This is a genomic window from Neobacillus mesonae (genome assembly GCF_001636315.1).
In the GTDB taxonomy this organism is placed as follows: domain Bacteria; phylum Bacillota; class Bacilli; order Bacillales; family Cytobacillaceae; genus Neobacillus; species Neobacillus mesonae.
On record NZ_KV440949.1, the window covers coordinates 5,705,778 to 5,724,047 of the forward strand.

Genomic DNA, 18,270 nt, shown 5'->3' on the forward strand with positions numbered 1-18,270 from the left:
TCAATTATTGAATAGAGCTTTTGAGCTTTATTGAGACCGCCATCTCCTGCTTTGTCTCTCGTTCGGCACCTAGTCTTGAGTTGGAGTGTGTCGGATCCTGTAAAAGAGATACATATAAAAAAACAGACCCTGCATTAAGGGACTGTCAGTAGCAATTATTAAGCTTTTTGAACGTTAGTAGCTTGTGGATCACATTGTCCTTGTTCAATTTCAAAAGTTACACTTTGACCTTCGTCTAAAGATTTGAAACCTTCGCCTTGGATTGCTGAGAAATGTACACCCATCGATCGTAATACCGTCATTATTAAACAATATATCGATTTTTTCATACTGTTCCAATATTTCTTGTACCATCGCTTGAACATCTTGCGTTTCCACCGACATTGCATTGGATAAATGGAATTTGACCCAAATTCCTCAAGCTCTTCATCTGCAGCATTCCCCGCTTCGGGATTCAAATCGCTAATGACGACATTGGCGCCTCCCTATAAACTATATCCTGCCATAAATGAACCCTGGGAGTTGATCCGAAAGAATTAGGCTTCCAAATCCTGTTCTTCTTTGGTGAACCGGGTGCGGGTCTTCCGTCAACAAAGAAAAAGATTGAGGAGACCTTTGGGGGCTCTTTTGCTTTTTATAATGTAGGAATTACAAAAAGACTGGACATTGTTGGAAAAATGTCCTGTCAGAGTGATAGACGGTTCCCAAGCAAAATTAATACCAAAAACGCACGAAATGGCAAAAATCAGCTCCAAAAAATCATTTTGGAGCTAAAAAAATGCATTTTCATATCAAAATTGGCTCCAAAATAGATTTTTGGTCATTCGCGAACCCCACCCATAAGCGATATCTTAAAAGTACTTGGGAGCATTATGAGAAACTTTTGCTCTGATAAACATACGAAGCAGGAGTACCTTCACTGTGCTACGAAAGGGTGGCTCAAGATGCAAAATTTAAAATCAGGATCCATTGAACAATTCGAGATGTATTCACAGTTTGAGAGCCTAAATGAATTTAATCGGCATATGGAGCAGTGGATGTTGGAGTACAAGGATGATTTTTCAAAAGGGGAATTAATTGGATTAAAGCGTCTAGTACGTTTCGCGGCGAAAATCCCTGGTGTTTGCAATGCCAAAATTGGAACAATGGTTGCGGCGATTCAAAAAGAATATAATGGCAATGGGATTTCCCGCTCTACCTTTAAAAGAATGGTAAGCAAAGCCAAAGACTTAGGGATTTTCACCGTCTATGAAACCGAACGAAAAAACGGATCCCAAACCAGCAACTTATACATATTTAATCGTTTTCCTTCAAATGAACCACCTAAGGAGGAAATAATGAACCAGCCAAAAGAAACTACTAATCTTTTAAAAACTGAAAAAGATCAAAAGAATAATAAACGTAAAGAAGAACCGTCAGCATCTGAAATCAAATTAGATCACACTTATGTCAGCAGCCGTGTTCCTAAACAGTTTGTTGACTTGGTTAAGTATTGTGTTTCCGATGCAAAGACCATCGAGGAGTATTGGCATATGACCAAAATCGCTGCTCACAGTTTTGATTTTACAAACGCAACAGAATTCATGCTGGATGTGGCAATCGATTCTTTTAAGCAGCTGATTCGGAAGATGAAGTTAACTGGGACTGTTAATAATCCGATAGCTTACTATTATGGGATCTTGAAGAATAAGTTTTTTGATCATTACGAGCAGAAACACTGTGTAGGAACTGGTGTTGGTAAGGACGAAAGTGACTATATTAGCCTGCTCTATTCTGCACTTGATTATGTTCTATAAGCTAGTCCAAGAGCGTTAATTGAGGGCTTCTATTCGGGAAATTAAGATAGTAAAATGAGCATTGGGAGTATTTTATCCAATGCGGGACAAGGGGAAAAGGTTCCTTGCCCTATCTGATATAAATTTTGAATTGATGGAAAAGGGGTCACTCCCCCATTACATTTATACAGTTTCCATCATTTCAGCATAAAATAAACTCCAAAGCAAAAATTTCAACTAATGAGTTTTCATGGAGACGCGATTTGTTTGCAAATCCAGCAAACGCAACGAAAAAAACAGTTAAGTCGCCAATATTTCGGAGATGACCTTTTATCATTGAATTAAATTATGATCTTTGGATGTCCTTCATAAGGTTGATGAAGACCATTTTGGATGAAAAGCCGAAGTGAAATGTCCTTCATAAGGGTGATGAAGACCATTTTGGATGAAAAGCCAAAGAGAAATGTCCTTCATAAGGTGTATGAAGACCATTTTGGATGAAAAGCCTAAGAGAATTGTCCTTCATAAGGGTGATGAAGACCATTTTGGATGAAATGCCGAAGAGAAATGTCCTTCATAAGGGTGATGAAGACCATTTTGGATAAAAAGCCAAAGAGAAATGTCCTTCATAAGGTGTATGAAGACCATTTTGGATGAAAAGCCAAAGAGAAATGTCCTTCATAAGGTGTATGAAGACCATTTTGGATGAAATGCCGAAGAGAAATGTCCTTCATAAAGGTGATGAAGACCATTTTGGATGAAAAGCCAAAGAGATATGTCCTTCATAAGGTGTATGAAGACCATTTTGAACGAAAAGCCGAAGTGAAATGTCCTTCATAAGGGTGATGAAGACCATTTTGGATGAAAAGCCGAGTTAATTTCATAATATTATGCCATTTGATAATTCCTTAACAAACCTTTATGTATTGGGCTTAGGTTTTAGTAAGAAAACAATACATTCTTTTCATTAAGAGTTTTTTCAAGTCTTTCAATTTTTTATCGATTCCTCTGATGAGCGTTTACCAATTTCAATTACCAAAGCCTCTATCAATGCAATAATAGGTACAACTGAAAATTGTTCTTTACTAACTTCTACCGCGTATTTAAGCTCTCTTACTTCTCCTACACTAAGCCCAGTAACTGTTGATCAATTCAAAGCTTATTCCTTTCGCCAACACCCTTTTAGCAGTTTCTTAAAAATGTCTTATAAAAGGGCTTCTGGTCGTGCGGCGCTGTCCCTTTGGACTTTTCTAGTTATTTCCGGAAATCGGTTGGTCGAATTTTTAAGCTTAAACAGTCATTTTCCAGCTTGATAATGTCAACCAATTTTCTTTTTCCTTATAATCCGGCATTAATTTGCCTACAAGGCGCCAGAAGGATCGGTCGTGATTCAGATGAACCATATGGCACATTTCATGAATGACAACGTAGTCAATGACGTCCCGTGGTGCCATAGCCAGTCTCCAATTAAATGTTAACTGCATTTTTGAATCGCAGGTTCCCCAAGTCGTTTTGCTATCCGAAATCCGAATGGAACGGGGTTTTGTTTTGAAGTGGCTTTGATGGGAAGCAATACTTTTTTCAACTAAAGTCTTGCACTGCTGGTAATAAAATCGTTTTAAAGCTTGTTTAATTTTTTCACTATCAGCCTGCTTTACATAGATACAGAGCTTACCCTTTTCCAACACTACTTGTTCTTGCGGTATATTGATATCCTGAATGACTTGCAAGGAATAGGTGGTCCCCAAATAGAGAATACTCTCGCCTTCCTCATAAACCTTTTTCTGCGGTCCTTGAAGCCTATCATTCATTTCCTTTAATTTTTGCTGAATCAGGTCCCATTTGTCCTCTAATAATTGCTGCACCCGGTCATCAGGTGTCCCTTTGGGAGCATGAACTTCAATATTTCCATAGCTATCCATCGTTATTCCGATGGATTTACGATTTTTGTACTTGATTTCAAAACGAATGGTCTCACCTAAATAGGTATATATCATATTATCCCCTGTGTTTGATCGCCAACTCTTTTAAGAAATTCCTGGCAAATTTATTTACACAATCATTATAATTCATATGGCTTTCTTTTCCTAATTAAGAATTAATCTTAAGTCGCCCAAATATTGTCACATTATTCGGGGGTGCCAGGCACGGAAATAAGTACGATACGCCAAAATCAATTTTAGCAAACACATTCTTTTGTTGTTTTAGTAAATAATATAAATGAGGTGATAATTGTGGATAAAAATGAATTAAAGCTCACATCTTCCGAAATAGGAACACTTTGGGGCGAGTATGTGAACGGTACAATGACAGATGTAGTAAATAGATATATGGTTTCTATTATTGAGGATGAGGCCATTAAAGCCCTTTTTGAAGAAGCACTTAAAATGTTCGAAAAACAAAAGCAGCAAATCGTCACTTTTATGGAGAATGATGGGTTTCCGGTTCCCATTGGGTTTAATGAATCTGACCTTTTTAATGGGAAGGCGAGATTGTTCACGGATATATTTTGCCTAAATTATTTGCATATCATGACCTTGCATGGTTTGCTAGGACACACCTCAGCATTAAGTGTTTCCGTTAGAAAGGATTTAAGGGATTTTTACGATTCATGCGACAACGATGCGAAAAAGATGTATCATCAGACAATTGAGTTATTACTTGAAAAGGGAGTTTTTCAAAGGGACCCATTATTTTATCCAGCTAAAAACCTTGAATTTGTTTCGAGCAAAGATTTCAAGGATGGGATTTTTGGAAAAGGAAGAACATTAGCAGCGACAGAAATCATTGGTATTTCTTTCAACCTTAAAAAAAGCATTATGGCTAAATGTCTTTCTATCGCATTCAGTCAAGTTACTCAATCAAAAGAAGTTAGAAAGTTTTTAACTGATTCCGAAAAAACAGCTGATGGGCAAATAAAAGCATTTGCAAAAATATTGCAGGCCGATAACTTACCAGTTCCGAAATCTTGGGAAACAGAAGTGACAACTTCAAAGGAGTCCCCTTTTTCGGATAAGCTAATGCTATATCATATGGGATTCTTGTTTCAAGCTGCACAAAACTATCATGGGGCAGGGTTAGCAGCAGCCATGCGAACAGACCTTGTTGCTACGTATGAGAGTACAATTCTACAAAATCTTATGGTTACAAAAAATTGGTTTGATTTGATGGTACAAAATAAGTGGATAGAACAACAGCCGCTTGCTCCTAATAGAACCGAAATCGCAAAAGAAAAATAATGTTCTTCCTACAGGAGGGACATTTTTATTTTTAAGAAAAACCCTTGTTTAACAAACCTGCAAGATAGTTTAAGTATGGTCAATTGCCTTACCTGGTTTTGGACAACTATTAAATCAAAAATATGTAAAAGGCATTTTGCTCATTTCCCTTGAATTTCTAGTTCTCTATATTATGAAATTGACAAAAACAGTCTTTATCTAACCTGCTCGGTTCGTATTACAATGCCTTTAGGTATTTTTTCTTGGAAAAAGGGGCAGTCCCCCTGTAAAAAGGTCTCCAAGTCATCGCTTTTTAGAATAAAACCTACAATACATGTTTGATGAATGTACTCCAATAACCCATTGTGATAGTACTTCTTTCTCTTTAGATGTTGCCCCTATAACCTTGAAGCAACTCCAAATTTATACGATTTAGGTAGTTCATTCTTTTGGAGATTTTGTGGAACCATACTTTGAAACAAGAAAATTCGTGGTGCCATGCACAGAAATAGCACCTTTGTTGGGTATTGCAAAAAGAGCAAACAAAAAAGTGCCCTGTATCTTCCAGATTTCTGGTTAGTACATGACACATTTTAACGGCAAATAAATGGCTACAAAAGTTCCGCTTTAATTAAAGGATGTTGTATTTACCTCCAATGCGGATGCGTATTTGTAAATAGTTGCTTCATCAAACCAATTCCCCACCAATTGTAAACCAATTGGAAGACCGGTTGTAGAAGTTCCGCAAGGCATGGATAAACTTGGCAATCCCAATAAATTAAATGGACCGGTAAATTTGTTTAAAACCGCACTAATATGGACAATTGAGTCCCCTATAATGATTTCTCTTTCGTCAATATTTACAGGTAAAATTGGGACAGTTGGAACTATGAGCACATCGGTCTGTGAAAAAACTTTTCGAAATTCCATCATGGCTTTCTGCTTCACTTGTTGGGCAGTAATATATTCTGTTGCGTTTATTGCTGCACCGGTAAGTAGACGTACTTTTACTTCCTCATCCCATTGATCAGGATATTCTTGTAATCGTTCACTATGGACCGTATAGGCTTCACATTTTAAAATCGTTCTAAATGCTTCAATGATTTTATCCATGTCAGGTATTTCGATAGATTTCACTTGAACGCCCAGTTTTTGAAAAGTATCCAATGCTACTCGTAAGCATTGATTAATTTCTTCTTCCACAGCAAGGAAAAATGATGATTTTGGTACAGCAATTGTCATTCCATTTATATCTTTATTAAGAAATGTAGTAAAGTCCGCATTATCCATTTTTACAGAATAGGGATCGTTATCATCGTATCCGGATAATACATTTAATAAAATAGCATTATCCTGAACGGTTTTAGTCATCGGGCCAACCGTATCCATCGTCCAACAAAGAGGAAAAACTCCATATTTGCTTACTCTTCCAAAGGTGGGCTTCATTCCAACAATCCCATTAAACGAGGATGGAATCCGGATAGAGCCGCCTGTATCCGTTCCGAGTGCTGCATAACATAAAGAGGCAGCAACAGCCGATCCGGATCCGCTGCTCGAGCCTCCGGAAATTTTCGCTGGATCATGGGCATTTTTTACTGGTCCGAAAAAGGAACGGTCACCAGTGGTGCCATAAGCAAATTGATGTGTATTAAGCTTTCCTAAAATGACCGCTCCTGCTTTTCTCAGTTTTTCAACAACGGTTGCATGATAGCTGGGAACATAATTTTTAAAAATTTCCGAGCCCATTGTTGTTTTCGTATTCTTAGTAAAAATAAGATCCTTTAAAGCAATTGGCACCCCATGCAGCGGGCCTCTGATAATTCCACAAGCTATTTCCTCTTCAGCTTGCTCTGCTTGAATTATAGCATCCTCTTCTGTAAGTGTGATATAGGTGTTGAATTCTTTGTCTTTGGAGGCAATCCTCTCCAACATTTTTTTGGTAATCTCGGTTGGTGAAACCTGCTTATTCCTGTATGCAACAGATAAAGAGGAAATATCCGTCTCTAATAAAGAATCATTAAATTGAACAGACATGAAAAGCTCCCCCTTCCTATTTACGTTGACTACCACACTAAATAGCCGCCATCTGCATGTAAAACAGAACCGGTTGTATAGGAGGACGCATCCGAAGCCAACAAGACTGCGAGGCTGGCAATTTCTGATGGATCTGCCAACCTGCCAAGGGGTATTAGACTTTCTACTTCCTTTACATTTTCCTTATTTTCCAAAAGTCCTTTGGTCATCGTTGTTCTTGTATAACCAGGTGCAATCGAATTCACTCGAATGTTGTATTGGGCCCATTCTGAGGCAAGGCATTGGGTTAACATATGGATACCTGCTTTAGAAACATTGTATGCACATTGAGGCTCTTTATTGGCAATAAAGCTTGAAATGGAGGCGGTATTTACGATGGAACCGCTTCTTCTTTTCATCATTTCCCTTCCTGCATATTTAGACATCAGAAAGACGCTGTCTAAATTCACCTCAAGGATATGTTTCCATTCCTTTAATGACATGTCTTCAAAATTTGATTTTTGCATGATACCGGCATTATTTATGAGAATATCAATTTTACCAAAATGCTCCATTGTAAGATTCACTAACCTTATGACTTCATCTACTCGAGAGACATCCGCTGGAACGGCTATTGATTTCACCTGATATGACTGTAATTCTTGCGTAGTTTGAGCTGCCTTTTCAGCATGAATATCGACCACGACCACATCGGAGCCAAATTGAGCCAAAGCAATGGCTATTTCTTTTCCAATACCTGATCCGGCACCAGTCACTATGGAAGTTTTATTGTTTAAATTAAACCTATTTTTATAATTCATAGTTCCTCCATTTGCTCAGAAATTTATAGATTGCTAGTTTTACAGCATGACATCGCCCAAATTGGGTCCGAGCGTTTGACCGGTATAAGCATTTCCGTCCGGGTCTGAAGCTAGGAGGTTAGGTTGATACCGGTGGTCGGGATCGAAATAGCTTCATAGGTATTGAGTTTATAAGATTTTGTAAGGGTAATGTGTAAAATTTGTGTAAAATGATATGGATGTATAAATTTTATAAGAAGTGTTTTGAATTCCTCCTATATTTTTAGCTAAGCAACTTATTAACAATTGTTGGCCATTGAGATGAGAGTTCATTTTTTATTCTAGAAAAAGCATACTCAAGTCTATATTCCTCTTCTAAACTTTCACTAAAAGTCCAAAAAATTTTAAAATTAATTCCATTTTCTTTTTCTAATGTATCTATTTTTGTAATATCAATCTTCTTACTACCTAACTTTTCAGTTATTACTTTACTTATTCTACCTTATTTAGTAAAAATCGTAAGTTCAGTTACATACATGGCTTCCTCTGATTCGGGATTAACCGAAAATTTACCTTTTTCGATTGATTCCTTTATTTTACTATATACTTTATATCTTATATTCTTATACCTGTCTAGGCATCCTTTACCTTTTAGTTCTTCATATTTTTCTAAATATAACTTTATGTGATTGTATAAATGTTCATGAACGGCCTCTTCTCCTAGTTCAACTAGTTTTCTAATACCCTCTTGAAAAATCTCAGATGAAAGTTCCTGATCACCATGATGTACGGTAAAGTTTTCAATTGAGTAAGCAACCTCTAGAGTGTCTTTTTCATTAAGAATGGAAGTAAACTCGTTTAAAATAGTTTTTAAAAAATCATCTTGTAAGATATTGCTTATTTTTACTTTATAGTTATTTACTATATCTTTTACAGTTTGTGTTGGGACATAAAGGTCTAGGTCATATTTATCCTCTTCAGTTTCTTCATCTTTTGTTCCGCTGACATAATCAACGACAAATTCCCTGTTATTAAAAATTTCTGCATTTTCTAAACTTTCTTGCATTCTAATTAAATCTTGAGTTATATCAGTTATTAAAAAACTTTTAATAGCTTTCTCGTTACCAATTAATTTATAGTAGCCCTCCTTGATTTCAAAGTGTTTACTATATCCTCTGCAAAAAAAAGATAAGCTTTTTTGTTATTTTCCTTCCCTGTATGTATATTAAGAAAAAATTCATTCCTTGGATTACCATTGTTATCTTCTAAATAATCTATTTTAACTTTAACCTCATTTAATCGACCATTTCTTGTTATTTCACGAAATTTAGATTGGACAAATCCTAATCTGGTTGGTTCGAAATCAAGCATATTTTTTTGTGTCAAGCGCCTTTGAATAATAAAATCTGCTCCTTCTATATCAACTGATCGCTCTAGAATCCAAAAACGATCAATTAGAAATTCCTTAGTCCTAGATTCACCAATAGTTCCATTCTCCATTTTTTTTAACCAAGCTTCTGGTTCATACATTTCTCTATCCCCAATACATAAAAAACTATTAATAGTAATAGTATTATAATTATTATTAACAAAATATTGAATTCATTTTACCTAACACATTTAAACAATAGTTTACAGGCTAGATTCATCAAATAAGAAACATCTTTTCCTATCACCAAGTCCTGAACTCATCCCAACCCCCTCCTCACCTTGCTCAAAAATGATTGTTCGAGTGTATTGAACGAATCATCTCTAACTATATCAGGATCAACCTCTAAGCGTAAAAAATGCAAGTTTTTGTTTTTAATATTTTGATATTTCCAAGGGCTTTCATTTTCCATTTCTGATAGAGCAGTTTGGTTACCTTTCAAAATAGGATAAACTAAAAATGCATCAGTCCGTTCATTTGGTAGATGATATGCGGACAGGTATGCCGTCATTTGGTATAAATCCTCTCTCACGATACCTTTTGGCCTGTCTGGACGACTTTCAGTATTTTTATATTTAGCATCGACGATACCAATCGTATTTTTCTGCTTATTCAGTAAGATATCTGGCTTTAATCTTCCATGAAACTGTCCCGATCTGCTTTTTAGAAGATAGTCATTTTCTTCATCACTTCTTCCAATATGTTTAACGTCTAAATCTGTCAGCCCATCGTCTAACAGATGATATAAATAAAGCTCCCACAATTCAGCCATATCAATTAAAGTACCAATTACTTTCTCTTCACCAACCACGGTCGATTGCAAAGCTTGTTGATTGATAATTGGTAGCGAAAGGTTGACAAGACTTCGATAGCTTTCATTTATTGGTGTATATCTAATTGGTTTTCTTAACAAAGCGTAAACAGATCGTTCATTATAAGAAAACTGATTTTTTATCTGCATGATAAGTTCTCTTGTTCTTCCTGTTGTCCACCATGTTTTTGTTACATCAACATGTAATGCTTGATTAATTCGATCATAGGCCAGTAATAATATATTACAGATTGTTTCATCCAACTGCTTTTCTCTTGTCATACTGATTAACTGTTTACTACCTCGTTTCGATTCCATGGCTGTTTGCGGAACTAGCAAGCGACCTCTAATAGACTGCCCCAGGTAAATTTGATTTCTTCTAGTGTAAGGTAATCCATGTTTAGAGGCTATCATTAGCTTATTGGACCACAGTTTTGCTATTAGTTCCCATATCCAAAGTCGGCCTTCTTGATATTTTCCAGTAGAATCAAAGAGTTTAACTCCAAATATTCGACTAAGCCAGTGACGAATCGTTACCATTCCAAAACGAGGTTCAATTGTTAATGTTTTTCCTTTATATAGAATCTCACCAATGTATCTACCCGTTCTCCACAACGACCGCTTTTCATCAAAGCTTAGTACTGGTTCATCCTCGGCGTGCCGTTCTAAAAAAGAGAACATTATGTTTGAACCAACAATTACTTTAGCAACTTCACGCAGCCATTCTTCCTGCTCTTTATCTAAGTTCGGTATTACTGATAAGTCTTTTGCTTTTATATACATAAGTTTCACCCTAGAAAAAGCTGTTCGAGTTCTTGGATAAATTTTTTTCGTTGTTGCAAATCTATTCCTGATAGATATTGCTCAATGAGTGGATAAATGGAGAAATTCCATAATGCTCTCATAGGTTCTCTCGCTTTGCTATTTTTATAAAAAAGAACTGTTTGTACTTGCTTTTCACCTAATAATGTTCTTTCCACAAATGGGACAATATCAGCAAAATAAGTATGTCCAATTTGATAATTTTCTCCAAGATAATAGTGATTGGATATCGCTTGATTTAATTTCTCACAACGACTTGCAAGATCTATAAACTCGTCCTCTACTCGTTCCCACGGCTTCCATCGTTTCTTTCCTTCTGAAGCTTTGTTCCAATTATACTTAACTAATTTTAAGAAATCATTTGTAGAATAGCCCTCAAAGTACCACAGAAATCTCCGACGTAAAGCGAAATCAACTTGCTCTAATGATTGGTCAATCAAATTCATCGTCCCAATAAAATAGATGTTGGATGGTATGGAGAGATAAGTTGGTTCATCTGATGCACCTGCAAGCTGAATTTTCTGATCCCGATTTTCTAACAATGAAAAACATTCGCCAAAAACTTTACTTATATCAGCTCGATTCATTTCATCAAGGATTAAAACATAAGGGATATTTTTATTGTCAGGATCTTTTTCCATCATCTCAATGATTTGTAAGAGTACACCATTCTTGTATGCTGTTTGTCCACCCTCTACAATCTGCAGTCCTCTAATAAAATCTTCATACCCGTATCCAGGATGAAACTGAACACGCCGAATTCTTTCCTCAATAACACGTTCTACTTTTTCTGTTTCGGTAAAAAATCGCTTCGGCCCCCACTCAGTTAAAAGATGCTTTCTTATAAAGCGTTCTGCCAATGAAACCGCTCCATAGGTTTTACCTGTACCAGGAGGACCATAAAATACGATTTGTTTCTTTATTTCAAGTCCTTGTTCTGGGGTGAGGTCATCTACATCGTTGTCACTGTACCACACTTCCCGTAAAGGAGAACGATAAAAATCCAGTTTCTTAACTGATAATATCTTTTCAAGCTTTTGACGGATTTGATATATTAATTCATCCAAATCTTCTTCGTCACTATCCCCAATCATATCTTGAAATATTTGATAGATATGTCGCTTGTGACCTTTACTCGCAATTCGCTCATATCTCTCTGGAAAAAGGAGATGGAGCAGAATATGACGTCCCTGCATTTGTCCTTCACTTTGTAAATTTTCTAGTATTTCTTGAATGGCTTTATGGTTATATAGTTCCGACTTTCGCTTTTCTAAATCCTTCGAAAGAAGTTCCAATGCAAATAGTCCAATTAATTTGATTTCAAACGGACGACGTGTATTATATGCAATTCCTGTTCCTCCAATGCCATTCTGAAGAGCACGATTTATTTCTGTAGTGTATTCAATCGGATTGTCTTTCCAACCTGCTATTTTATTTAGTATATTTTTCTTTTTATGTAACGTGATATTTGATGGATAAAGCAAATAAATTAACACAAGCTCAGTTGCTAATTGATAGACTCTTTTATGTTGACCAGATAACTGTCTTTCTAACTTTTCCTCAAAACTATTATTAGATTCATCTCGATCATCAATAAAGCATGCTTTAAACGCAAGTAAATTTTCCTTCGACCAAACTTGATCTTTAGGCCATAACAAAGAGCCTCCCTTTAATAAGCAATCGGTCTTCCACTTTTTGATTATGTTATAAATTCCCTCTGTATCCTCAGGTTTTGTATGATAGAAAATAGCCATGTTTATTCCCCCATTCGCCCTTAATATCATAAGTGAATAATACCCAGTTCCACTTAACAATATCCACCTCATGATAAGATCTGCTCATTAAATTGTTCAATGAAATCTAACGCAGTCCCTCTCTCTTATTTAAAAATCTATTAACCTACAAAGTGTTACTTAGGTCAAGTTAATATATTACTTTTATTTCCCGAATGATTTTAAACTCACCATCTATATTTCCCACTGATAGCCCCCTTAGAATCATTCCCTTTTGAATGCAACTTTTTATCTTCTTAAAGAATTCCTCATCCTCTTTATTTAAGCTTATTTCTCTTGTTATTGGACTTAGGCTGACTATGTAATACTCAATTGAATAACCTGACTGGAGCATTATTTCCAACTGTTCAAGTTGCCTAACTGCTCTCTCTGACTTAACAATAGGAAATAGACCGGCTCTTCTAGTGGATATAAGGCCTTTAATCTCTATAATGGTTTTTATATTCTTCTGTTCATTAAAATTAATTAAGTCTGCTTTATAATTGTTGATTTTATACTCTTTTTTTAAATCAGTATAATTATCCTCTAATTTCATCTCTAAATATGATGAGACAATATCATTAACCATATTTAGATTAAGTAAAACATACTTATTATAGTATTTCACAGCATATAATGAATATTTAGTTCTACATTTTTCAGAGCTGTTCAATTTTAATAATACCTTTTTCCCTTTTAATTTAAGATAATTTTCTAATCGAGAAGAACTTGGGACATAACATTCCTCTACTTTTCCATCAATTAAGACTTCACATAAGAATCTATTCTTGCTTTCTCTTAAAAACTCACCATTAATAATTGTACTTTTATTAGATATCATGAAAATCAATCCTCGCTGCATTACTTTTAGTTTTAACCTGTATAAAAGCCCTTTAGGTGTTCCACCTAAAAGGCTTTTGCATTAGTTCTTATACTTGTTATCTAAAAATTTTTGAAGTTGCTCTTCGCTAATAAATAACCCTTGTATCCTTCGTAAGTCACCATTGATGGAATAAAGCATATCCCCTTTTCCAAGTAAATCCTCAGCTCCTGAAGCATCCAGTATAGTTCTTGAATCCTGATTGGCTGGTAAACTAAATGATATTCTCGTAGGCACATTTGCTTTTAAACGTGAGGTTACAATATCAGCACTTGGACGCTGTGTTGCTATAACTAGATGTATTCCCACATTTCTAGACCTTTGTGCCAATCTTATCATATTTCTTTCAAAGTCCTCTTTATTTCCCTCTAGATCAGCCACTGATACTAAATCAGCATATTCATCAATTATTACCAATATAGGCTTAAGAAGATTATCAGGATTATTTTCGTTATAAGTAAAAATATCTCTATTTCTAGACTGTCTAAGTAAATTCGTTCTTCTAGGTAATTCATTTTCTACTAAGTCGTTAAGAATATCAACTGCATCTTCCGCTTCAATGATCACTTCATTATTTCTTAAGTGTGGAAGTTCTTCAAAAAATATAAAATCAGTTTGTTTAGGATCAATTATTACAAGTTCTAATTCATCTTCAGTATATTGGGATATAAGACTTACTATAATACTGTATAGAAATATTGTTTTTCCTGAACCTGTTGATCCGGCAGTAAGAAGATGTGGTGCTTTTGCTATGTTTAAAATTTCAATTTCTCCGCTTGGCTCCTGACCTAATATCACATTTAAGTTCCCAATATCAGATGCTGGAAGTTGATTTAGAAAACTCAGTAAGTTAACTGTATCTGTTTTTTCTCTTGGCACATCTACATATATGAAGTTTGTCCCACGCTCATTGTCAATTAATATTTCATTAGTTGCTTCTATTTCTCTTGCTATATCAGATCGGACCCTTAGAATCTTTTGAAGTGTCTCTCCAGGGCGCAGTCTTACTCTGAAGCGAACAAATCTAGATGCAATTAAAGCTTTTGATGGGTCAACTTCTTGGACATCAATCGAAAAATCTTTCATTGCTCTTTTTATAGATACAGCAGTGGTTTCAATAAATTTTTCTAATTCATCATCTATTTCCTTTTTGCGGTCTGTTTCCTCTGAATCTTCTGTATCTTTTTCTATTACATCGTACTTAATTAGTTTGTTCTGCTCTATTAAATCCATATTTTTTGATTTACCCTGCTCAGCAGTCTGCTCTGTACTATCGTTAGAACTCATTACCTCTTTGTTTTGAATCTCTTCAAAATCACTATCCGAGGTTTTTTTCTCAATAGCATCTTTAGTTACACTTTTTTTCTTAGCTTGATAATTTTCTTTAATATTTGATTCAACTTGCCTATCACTATTATTACAATTTGTTAATATTTTTTCGATGATATCATCTTTTATCTCATATAATACTATTTCATTTTCAGCAACACATTTAGTACCATATCGATCTGTATTGCCCTGTACATTAAAACATATATGATACAAACTTAACTTTATATTTACTTCAATATTTCCTGCAAAAAGATCATTAATAAAGTTTGTCCATATCTTCTTTTTTGACTTATCCAAGCCTAAGCTATGAAGTACCTTAAATACTTGATACCTTAATAATTCTCTTCTTGAAACACTTGTTATCTTATCAGGTTCAAAAAATATTTCATAAATTATCTTGTAAACTGAGTTTAATTGTTCTATCGCTTCACCTTTAATTTCATTTATCTCAGTTCCATCTTCTAATGCCGTGTTTTCAATTGAATAAGCTCGGTAAGTTTTTACCTCAATTATTTCAATTTCTGCTTGAAAATCATTGATTTTCTTGATACCTATTAAATCTGATATTGTATTTTCTTCTCTCTCACTCAACCAGCGTCTTGCCAAATCGGTATCAAGGCTTGCTAAGATACTATCTTTATTAGATTGTTTATACCAAAAGGAAGATATAGCAGTTCCAATGGCTCCCTTGCTATGATTTTGATTAAATGTTTGGTTTGTAGATAATGAAGCAATATTTAAAATACCTTTCTCATTCAATGATTGTATTTCTTTTAATACCATTTCCAAGCAGTTTGGTTTGGGATCATAATTCCCGATTTCTCTGACTATCCTGTCTATTCCACTTGTAAGCTTTGACCAATTTTTTGAATAAACACCTACTTCACGATAAGAACCTGATTGATAGTAAATACAGTTCTCCGATCCAATGGTGCTTATTTCAAAATTTTTCAGATTCGGGTCTGCAATCACTAGCCATTCAGAGGAATTAATTATTTTTTCGAGTGTACCCTTTATACTCTCTGTATTTGCTACTACAGTATTGTGCCACCCTCTCGGTCTATCGTTTAGCCTGGCAATTAACTCATGATGATCAGAAAAAATATTCCCGTCCGAGGATGGTATTATTTCCAGACGATCTGTCATAGGATCATAGTGAAACACCTTTGGTACACATAATGGGTGAATTCTTAGATTTAATCTACTTTCGGTTTTCACTTCACTTACTGTTCTTTTACTCGGATCAAAAAGTATTACCGAATGAAATTGTTTTGGCTTAAACTTGCTTACCAGTTGATCAAAGTCATATGTTTTTGAATGTATTTTTAGTGTAAACGAATTACTTTCACCAAAAAGGTCTAATAAGCCTTCATCAACATCTTCAAGATTAGACCATTGCTGAGAGGTTTCTTTTGTTTTAAATAAATCGATGTGAATCCCCCTTAGAACTTTGCTATTTATTTTGTCTCTTACTAACTCAAGGATACTTTTGCAATCAGGGGGGTTAATAAACCCTAATCTTAAGCCATTTTTACTATGCGGGTAAAGACTAATAAACTTATCAATTGATTTTCTAACTGCATCTAGTCCATCAGAAACCTGATTTACTTGCTGTTCGCTAGAGTAAATTGGTAGTCTACCAATTTTACCAACCTCTGCAATTACTTCGTCTTTTGTATTAGAAATCATGCTACTAATAAATACAGTAATTAGCGGATTTGGAATATCATCAGATGCTCTTATTAGAAATTCCTTATCTGTTTCATTTAGATTAGATGAGGTTTCCTTTAGCCTTCTAGTTAGTTCAACATATTTCCACAAATATAAAGGGTTTAAAGGAGATATAATTGAATGAAATTTTTCTCTCCCCAAAACATAAACCATATCAAGTGTATTAACCGTAGCAACTAGCTCTTTTGTACCAGGTGCACTATAGGATGAAAATTTGTTAAAATTACTTCTTAGAACCTTCATGAACTGTGAATAAGTATCTATATAATCAATTAAATCATTATAGATTTCATCGGACTCTACAATTTTTAATATAGGTGAATCTGATAACCTATAGGAATGGTTGCAAATAAGCTTTCTTTTCTGTATAAATAAATTAAATAAATTTAAAACTTCAGTACCTTCTTCTCTAAACTCTTCAATTAGTAATAATAGCTTTTCTCTAATTTTTTCTATATAATCATCATCAAATTGATAAATTTCATTTTTATTTATTGAATTTAGTACATCAGTAGGGGTTTTTTCCTCAGTTCTAATAATACCCCCATAAGAACTATTACCGATAAAAGCCTCAATAAGGTTAAAAACCTCTGGAATAAATTCAACTTTTGACTTGCTGCCGTCTTCGGTCTCAACTGTAATAGTTTCCTTCTTACCTTTTTCCCATCCCTTAAATTGTTCCTCTACCTGCTCTAATATTTCTTTAATTTGTTCTTCTTCATGGTCAATTAATAAGTCTACTCCAACTGAATCAGGACTTGCAGGGGTGTTGTTTTTTGGTTTATTCTCTTTAGTTTCTTTTTCTTCCTCACTCGTAACATCTTTCTTTTTATTTTTTTTCTGTTTATTTACTTTTGTTAATATGTTTAAGACTTCCTTTAGCGTTAGATCTTTTAAACTGTCATTAGAGCGTGTTTTATAAAAGGACAGGATATTGGCCCTTATTTTGGTCCCACCTGTAATCTCACTTGATTGTAAGGCCCTTTGATCGCCTTTATCCAATTGTCTAAGTCGTTGAACTGTTTGATAATTTTCTATTAGCTTGCTTCTAATACTTTCGTAGTTTGTGCTTTCAAATAAGGATTCATCAATTAGTAAGCCTAGCCTATAAAATTGATAAACCGACTGTTTCGGTATATCTTCACTTAACTGTATTAAATATTGATAATAATCCACTAATCTTTCTAAAGAAGTAATACTTCTTATACTATTATGTTTAAAAGCCTTCCAAAGTCTTACGATATTATTATTAATTAACTTAAATTCTTCTTGAGCTAAGTCACACAATGAATTATATAGCTCTTTAACCTCTATTTTTTCAAACCATAATAATGAGGAGAGTTTAGGAACAAATCTTTTTACTATTACTATCCTTGTAGAGAGTACATCTTTGTCATGTCTAAATTTTTCTGCCTCTTCCACTGTATAGTAAATTTTTAAATCTAAATCTTTGTTAAAGCTATTTTTAAGCTCCTCCTGCTCATCTGGAGTAAAACCAACGAAAAAGATATACGGCTTTAAGATATCCTTTTCATTTACCCTCGAAAGCACCATGTCTATAAAGGAACTATAGCTATATCCCGGTAAATCCATTAATATAATTCCATGTGCATCATTTTCTATTTTGTTTACAACTGAACCAGCAAGTAACTCAGCTATTATTTTGTGTATTGACATTATACTCCTC

11 protein-coding genes and 1 pseudogene are annotated in these 18,270 nt (G+C 34.7%); 2 read left to right on the forward strand and 10 right to left on the reverse strand.

The annotated features are described in order from the left end of the window. Window positions 1-158: 158 nt before the first annotated feature. Window positions 159-278: pseudogene (locus A6749_RS27955) on the reverse strand (cold-shock protein); the annotation flags it as partial. 666 nt (window positions 279-944) lie between these two features. Between A6749_RS27955 and A6749_RS27005 the strand changes: the two are divergent. Beyond that, entirely contained in the window at window positions 945-1,796 is an 852-nt protein-coding gene (locus A6749_RS27005) for a hypothetical protein (RefSeq protein WP_066400314.1), read from the forward strand. Between the two features lie 1,268 nt (window positions 1,797-3,064). Here A6749_RS27005 and A6749_RS27010 read toward each other — a convergent pair. After that, window positions 3,065-3,772, reverse strand: a complete 708-nt coding sequence (locus tag A6749_RS27010) for a M48 family metallopeptidase (RefSeq protein ID WP_066400317.1) — start codon at window positions 3,770-3,772, stop codon at window positions 3,065-3,067. A 237-nt stretch (window positions 3,773-4,009) separates the two neighbouring features. Here A6749_RS27010 and A6749_RS27015 point away from each other — a divergent pair, with 237 nt between their 5' ends. Next, window positions 4,010-5,014, forward strand: coding sequence for a DUF3231 family protein (locus A6749_RS27015; RefSeq protein ID WP_180321145.1), 1,005 nt, complete (start codon window positions 4,010-4,012; stop codon window positions 5,012-5,014). Between the two features lie 606 nt (window positions 5,015-5,620). Here the strand turns inward: A6749_RS27015 and A6749_RS27020 are convergent. The 8 genes from A6749_RS27020 to A6749_RS27055 form a co-directional block, all read right to left on the reverse strand. Next, a complete protein-coding gene (locus A6749_RS27020) occupies window positions 5,621-7,027 on the reverse strand; it encodes an amidase (protein ID WP_066400320.1) in 1,407 nt (468 codons plus the stop codon). A gap of 29 nt (window positions 7,028-7,056) precedes the next feature. Further along, the gene (locus A6749_RS27025; RefSeq protein WP_066400323.1) at window positions 7,057-7,827 is read right to left on the reverse strand and encodes an SDR family NAD(P)-dependent oxidoreductase; all 771 of its coding nucleotides are present in this window, start codon (window positions 7,825-7,827) and stop codon (window positions 7,057-7,059) included. Between the two features lie 481 nt (window positions 7,828-8,308). Continuing rightward, on the reverse strand, window positions 8,309-8,872 hold the full coding sequence (locus A6749_RS27030) for a hypothetical protein (protein WP_066400327.1): 564 nt from the start codon (window positions 8,870-8,872) through the stop codon (window positions 8,309-8,311). A gap of 62 nt (window positions 8,873-8,934) precedes the next feature. Further along, a complete protein-coding gene (locus tag A6749_RS27035) occupies window positions 8,935-9,336 on the reverse strand; it encodes a hypothetical protein (protein ID WP_066400329.1) in 402 nt (133 codons plus the stop codon). A 158-nt stretch (window positions 9,337-9,494) separates the two neighbouring features. After that, a complete protein-coding gene (locus tag A6749_RS27040; RefSeq protein ID WP_066400332.1) occupies window positions 9,495-10,829 on the reverse strand; it encodes a 5-methylcytosine restriction system specificity protein McrC in 1,335 nt (444 codons plus the stop codon). A gap of 5 nt (window positions 10,830-10,834) precedes the next feature. Beyond that, the gene (locus A6749_RS27045) at window positions 10,835-12,622 is read right to left on the reverse strand and encodes an McrB family protein (RefSeq protein ID WP_066400335.1); all 1,788 of its coding nucleotides are present in this window, start codon (window positions 12,620-12,622) and stop codon (window positions 10,835-10,837) included. A 169-nt stretch (window positions 12,623-12,791) separates the two neighbouring features. Continuing rightward, window positions 12,792-13,481 carry a DNA/RNA nuclease SfsA gene (locus A6749_RS27050; RefSeq protein ID WP_066400339.1) on the reverse strand — a complete coding sequence of 230 codons (690 nt, stop codon included), beginning with the start codon at window positions 13,479-13,481 and terminating at the stop codon, window positions 12,792-12,794. Window positions 13,482-13,562: 81 nt separating this feature from the next. Next, window positions 13,563-18,260, reverse strand: a complete 4,698-nt coding sequence (locus tag A6749_RS27055; RefSeq protein WP_066400342.1) for an FtsK/SpoIIIE domain-containing protein — start codon at window positions 18,258-18,260, stop codon at window positions 13,563-13,565. Between the last annotated feature and the right edge of the window lie 10 nt (window positions 18,261-18,270).

Excerpts from the sequence above, each read along its gene's own strand:
- A6749_RS27005 (WP_066400314.1), top strand. The coding sequence starts at position 945 with ATGCAAAATTTAAAATCAGGATCCATTGAACAATTCGAGATGTATTCA.
- A6749_RS27010 (WP_066400317.1), bottom strand. The coding sequence starts at position 3,772 with ATGATATATACCTATTTAGGTGAGACCATTCGTTTTGAAATCAAGTAC.
- A6749_RS27020 (WP_066400320.1), bottom strand. The coding sequence starts at position 7,027 with ATGTCTGTTCAATTTAATGATTCTTTATTAGAGACGGATATTTCCTCT.
- A6749_RS27025 (WP_066400323.1), bottom strand. The coding sequence starts at position 7,827 with ATGAATTATAAAAATAGGTTTAATTTAAACAATAAAACTTCCATAGTG.
- A6749_RS27030 (WP_066400327.1), bottom strand. The coding sequence starts at position 8,872 with ATGCAAGAAAGTTTAGAAAATGCAGAAATTTTTAATAACAGGGAATTT.
- A6749_RS27035 (WP_066400329.1), bottom strand. The coding sequence starts at position 9,336 with ATGTATGAACCAGAAGCTTGGTTAAAAAAAATGGAGAATGGAACTATT.
- A6749_RS27040 (WP_066400332.1), bottom strand. The coding sequence starts at position 10,829 with ATGTATATAAAAGCAAAAGACTTATCAGTAATACCGAACTTAGATAAA.
- A6749_RS27045 (WP_066400335.1), bottom strand. The coding sequence starts at position 12,622 with ATGGCTATTTTCTATCATACAAAACCTGAGGATACAGAGGGAATTTAT.
- A6749_RS27050 (WP_066400339.1), bottom strand. The coding sequence starts at position 13,481 with ATGATATCTAATAAAAGTACAATTATTAATGGTGAGTTTTTAAGAGAA.
- A6749_RS27055 (WP_066400342.1), bottom strand. The coding sequence starts at position 18,260 with ATGTCAATACACAAAATAATAGCTGAGTTACTTGCTGGTTCAGTTGTA.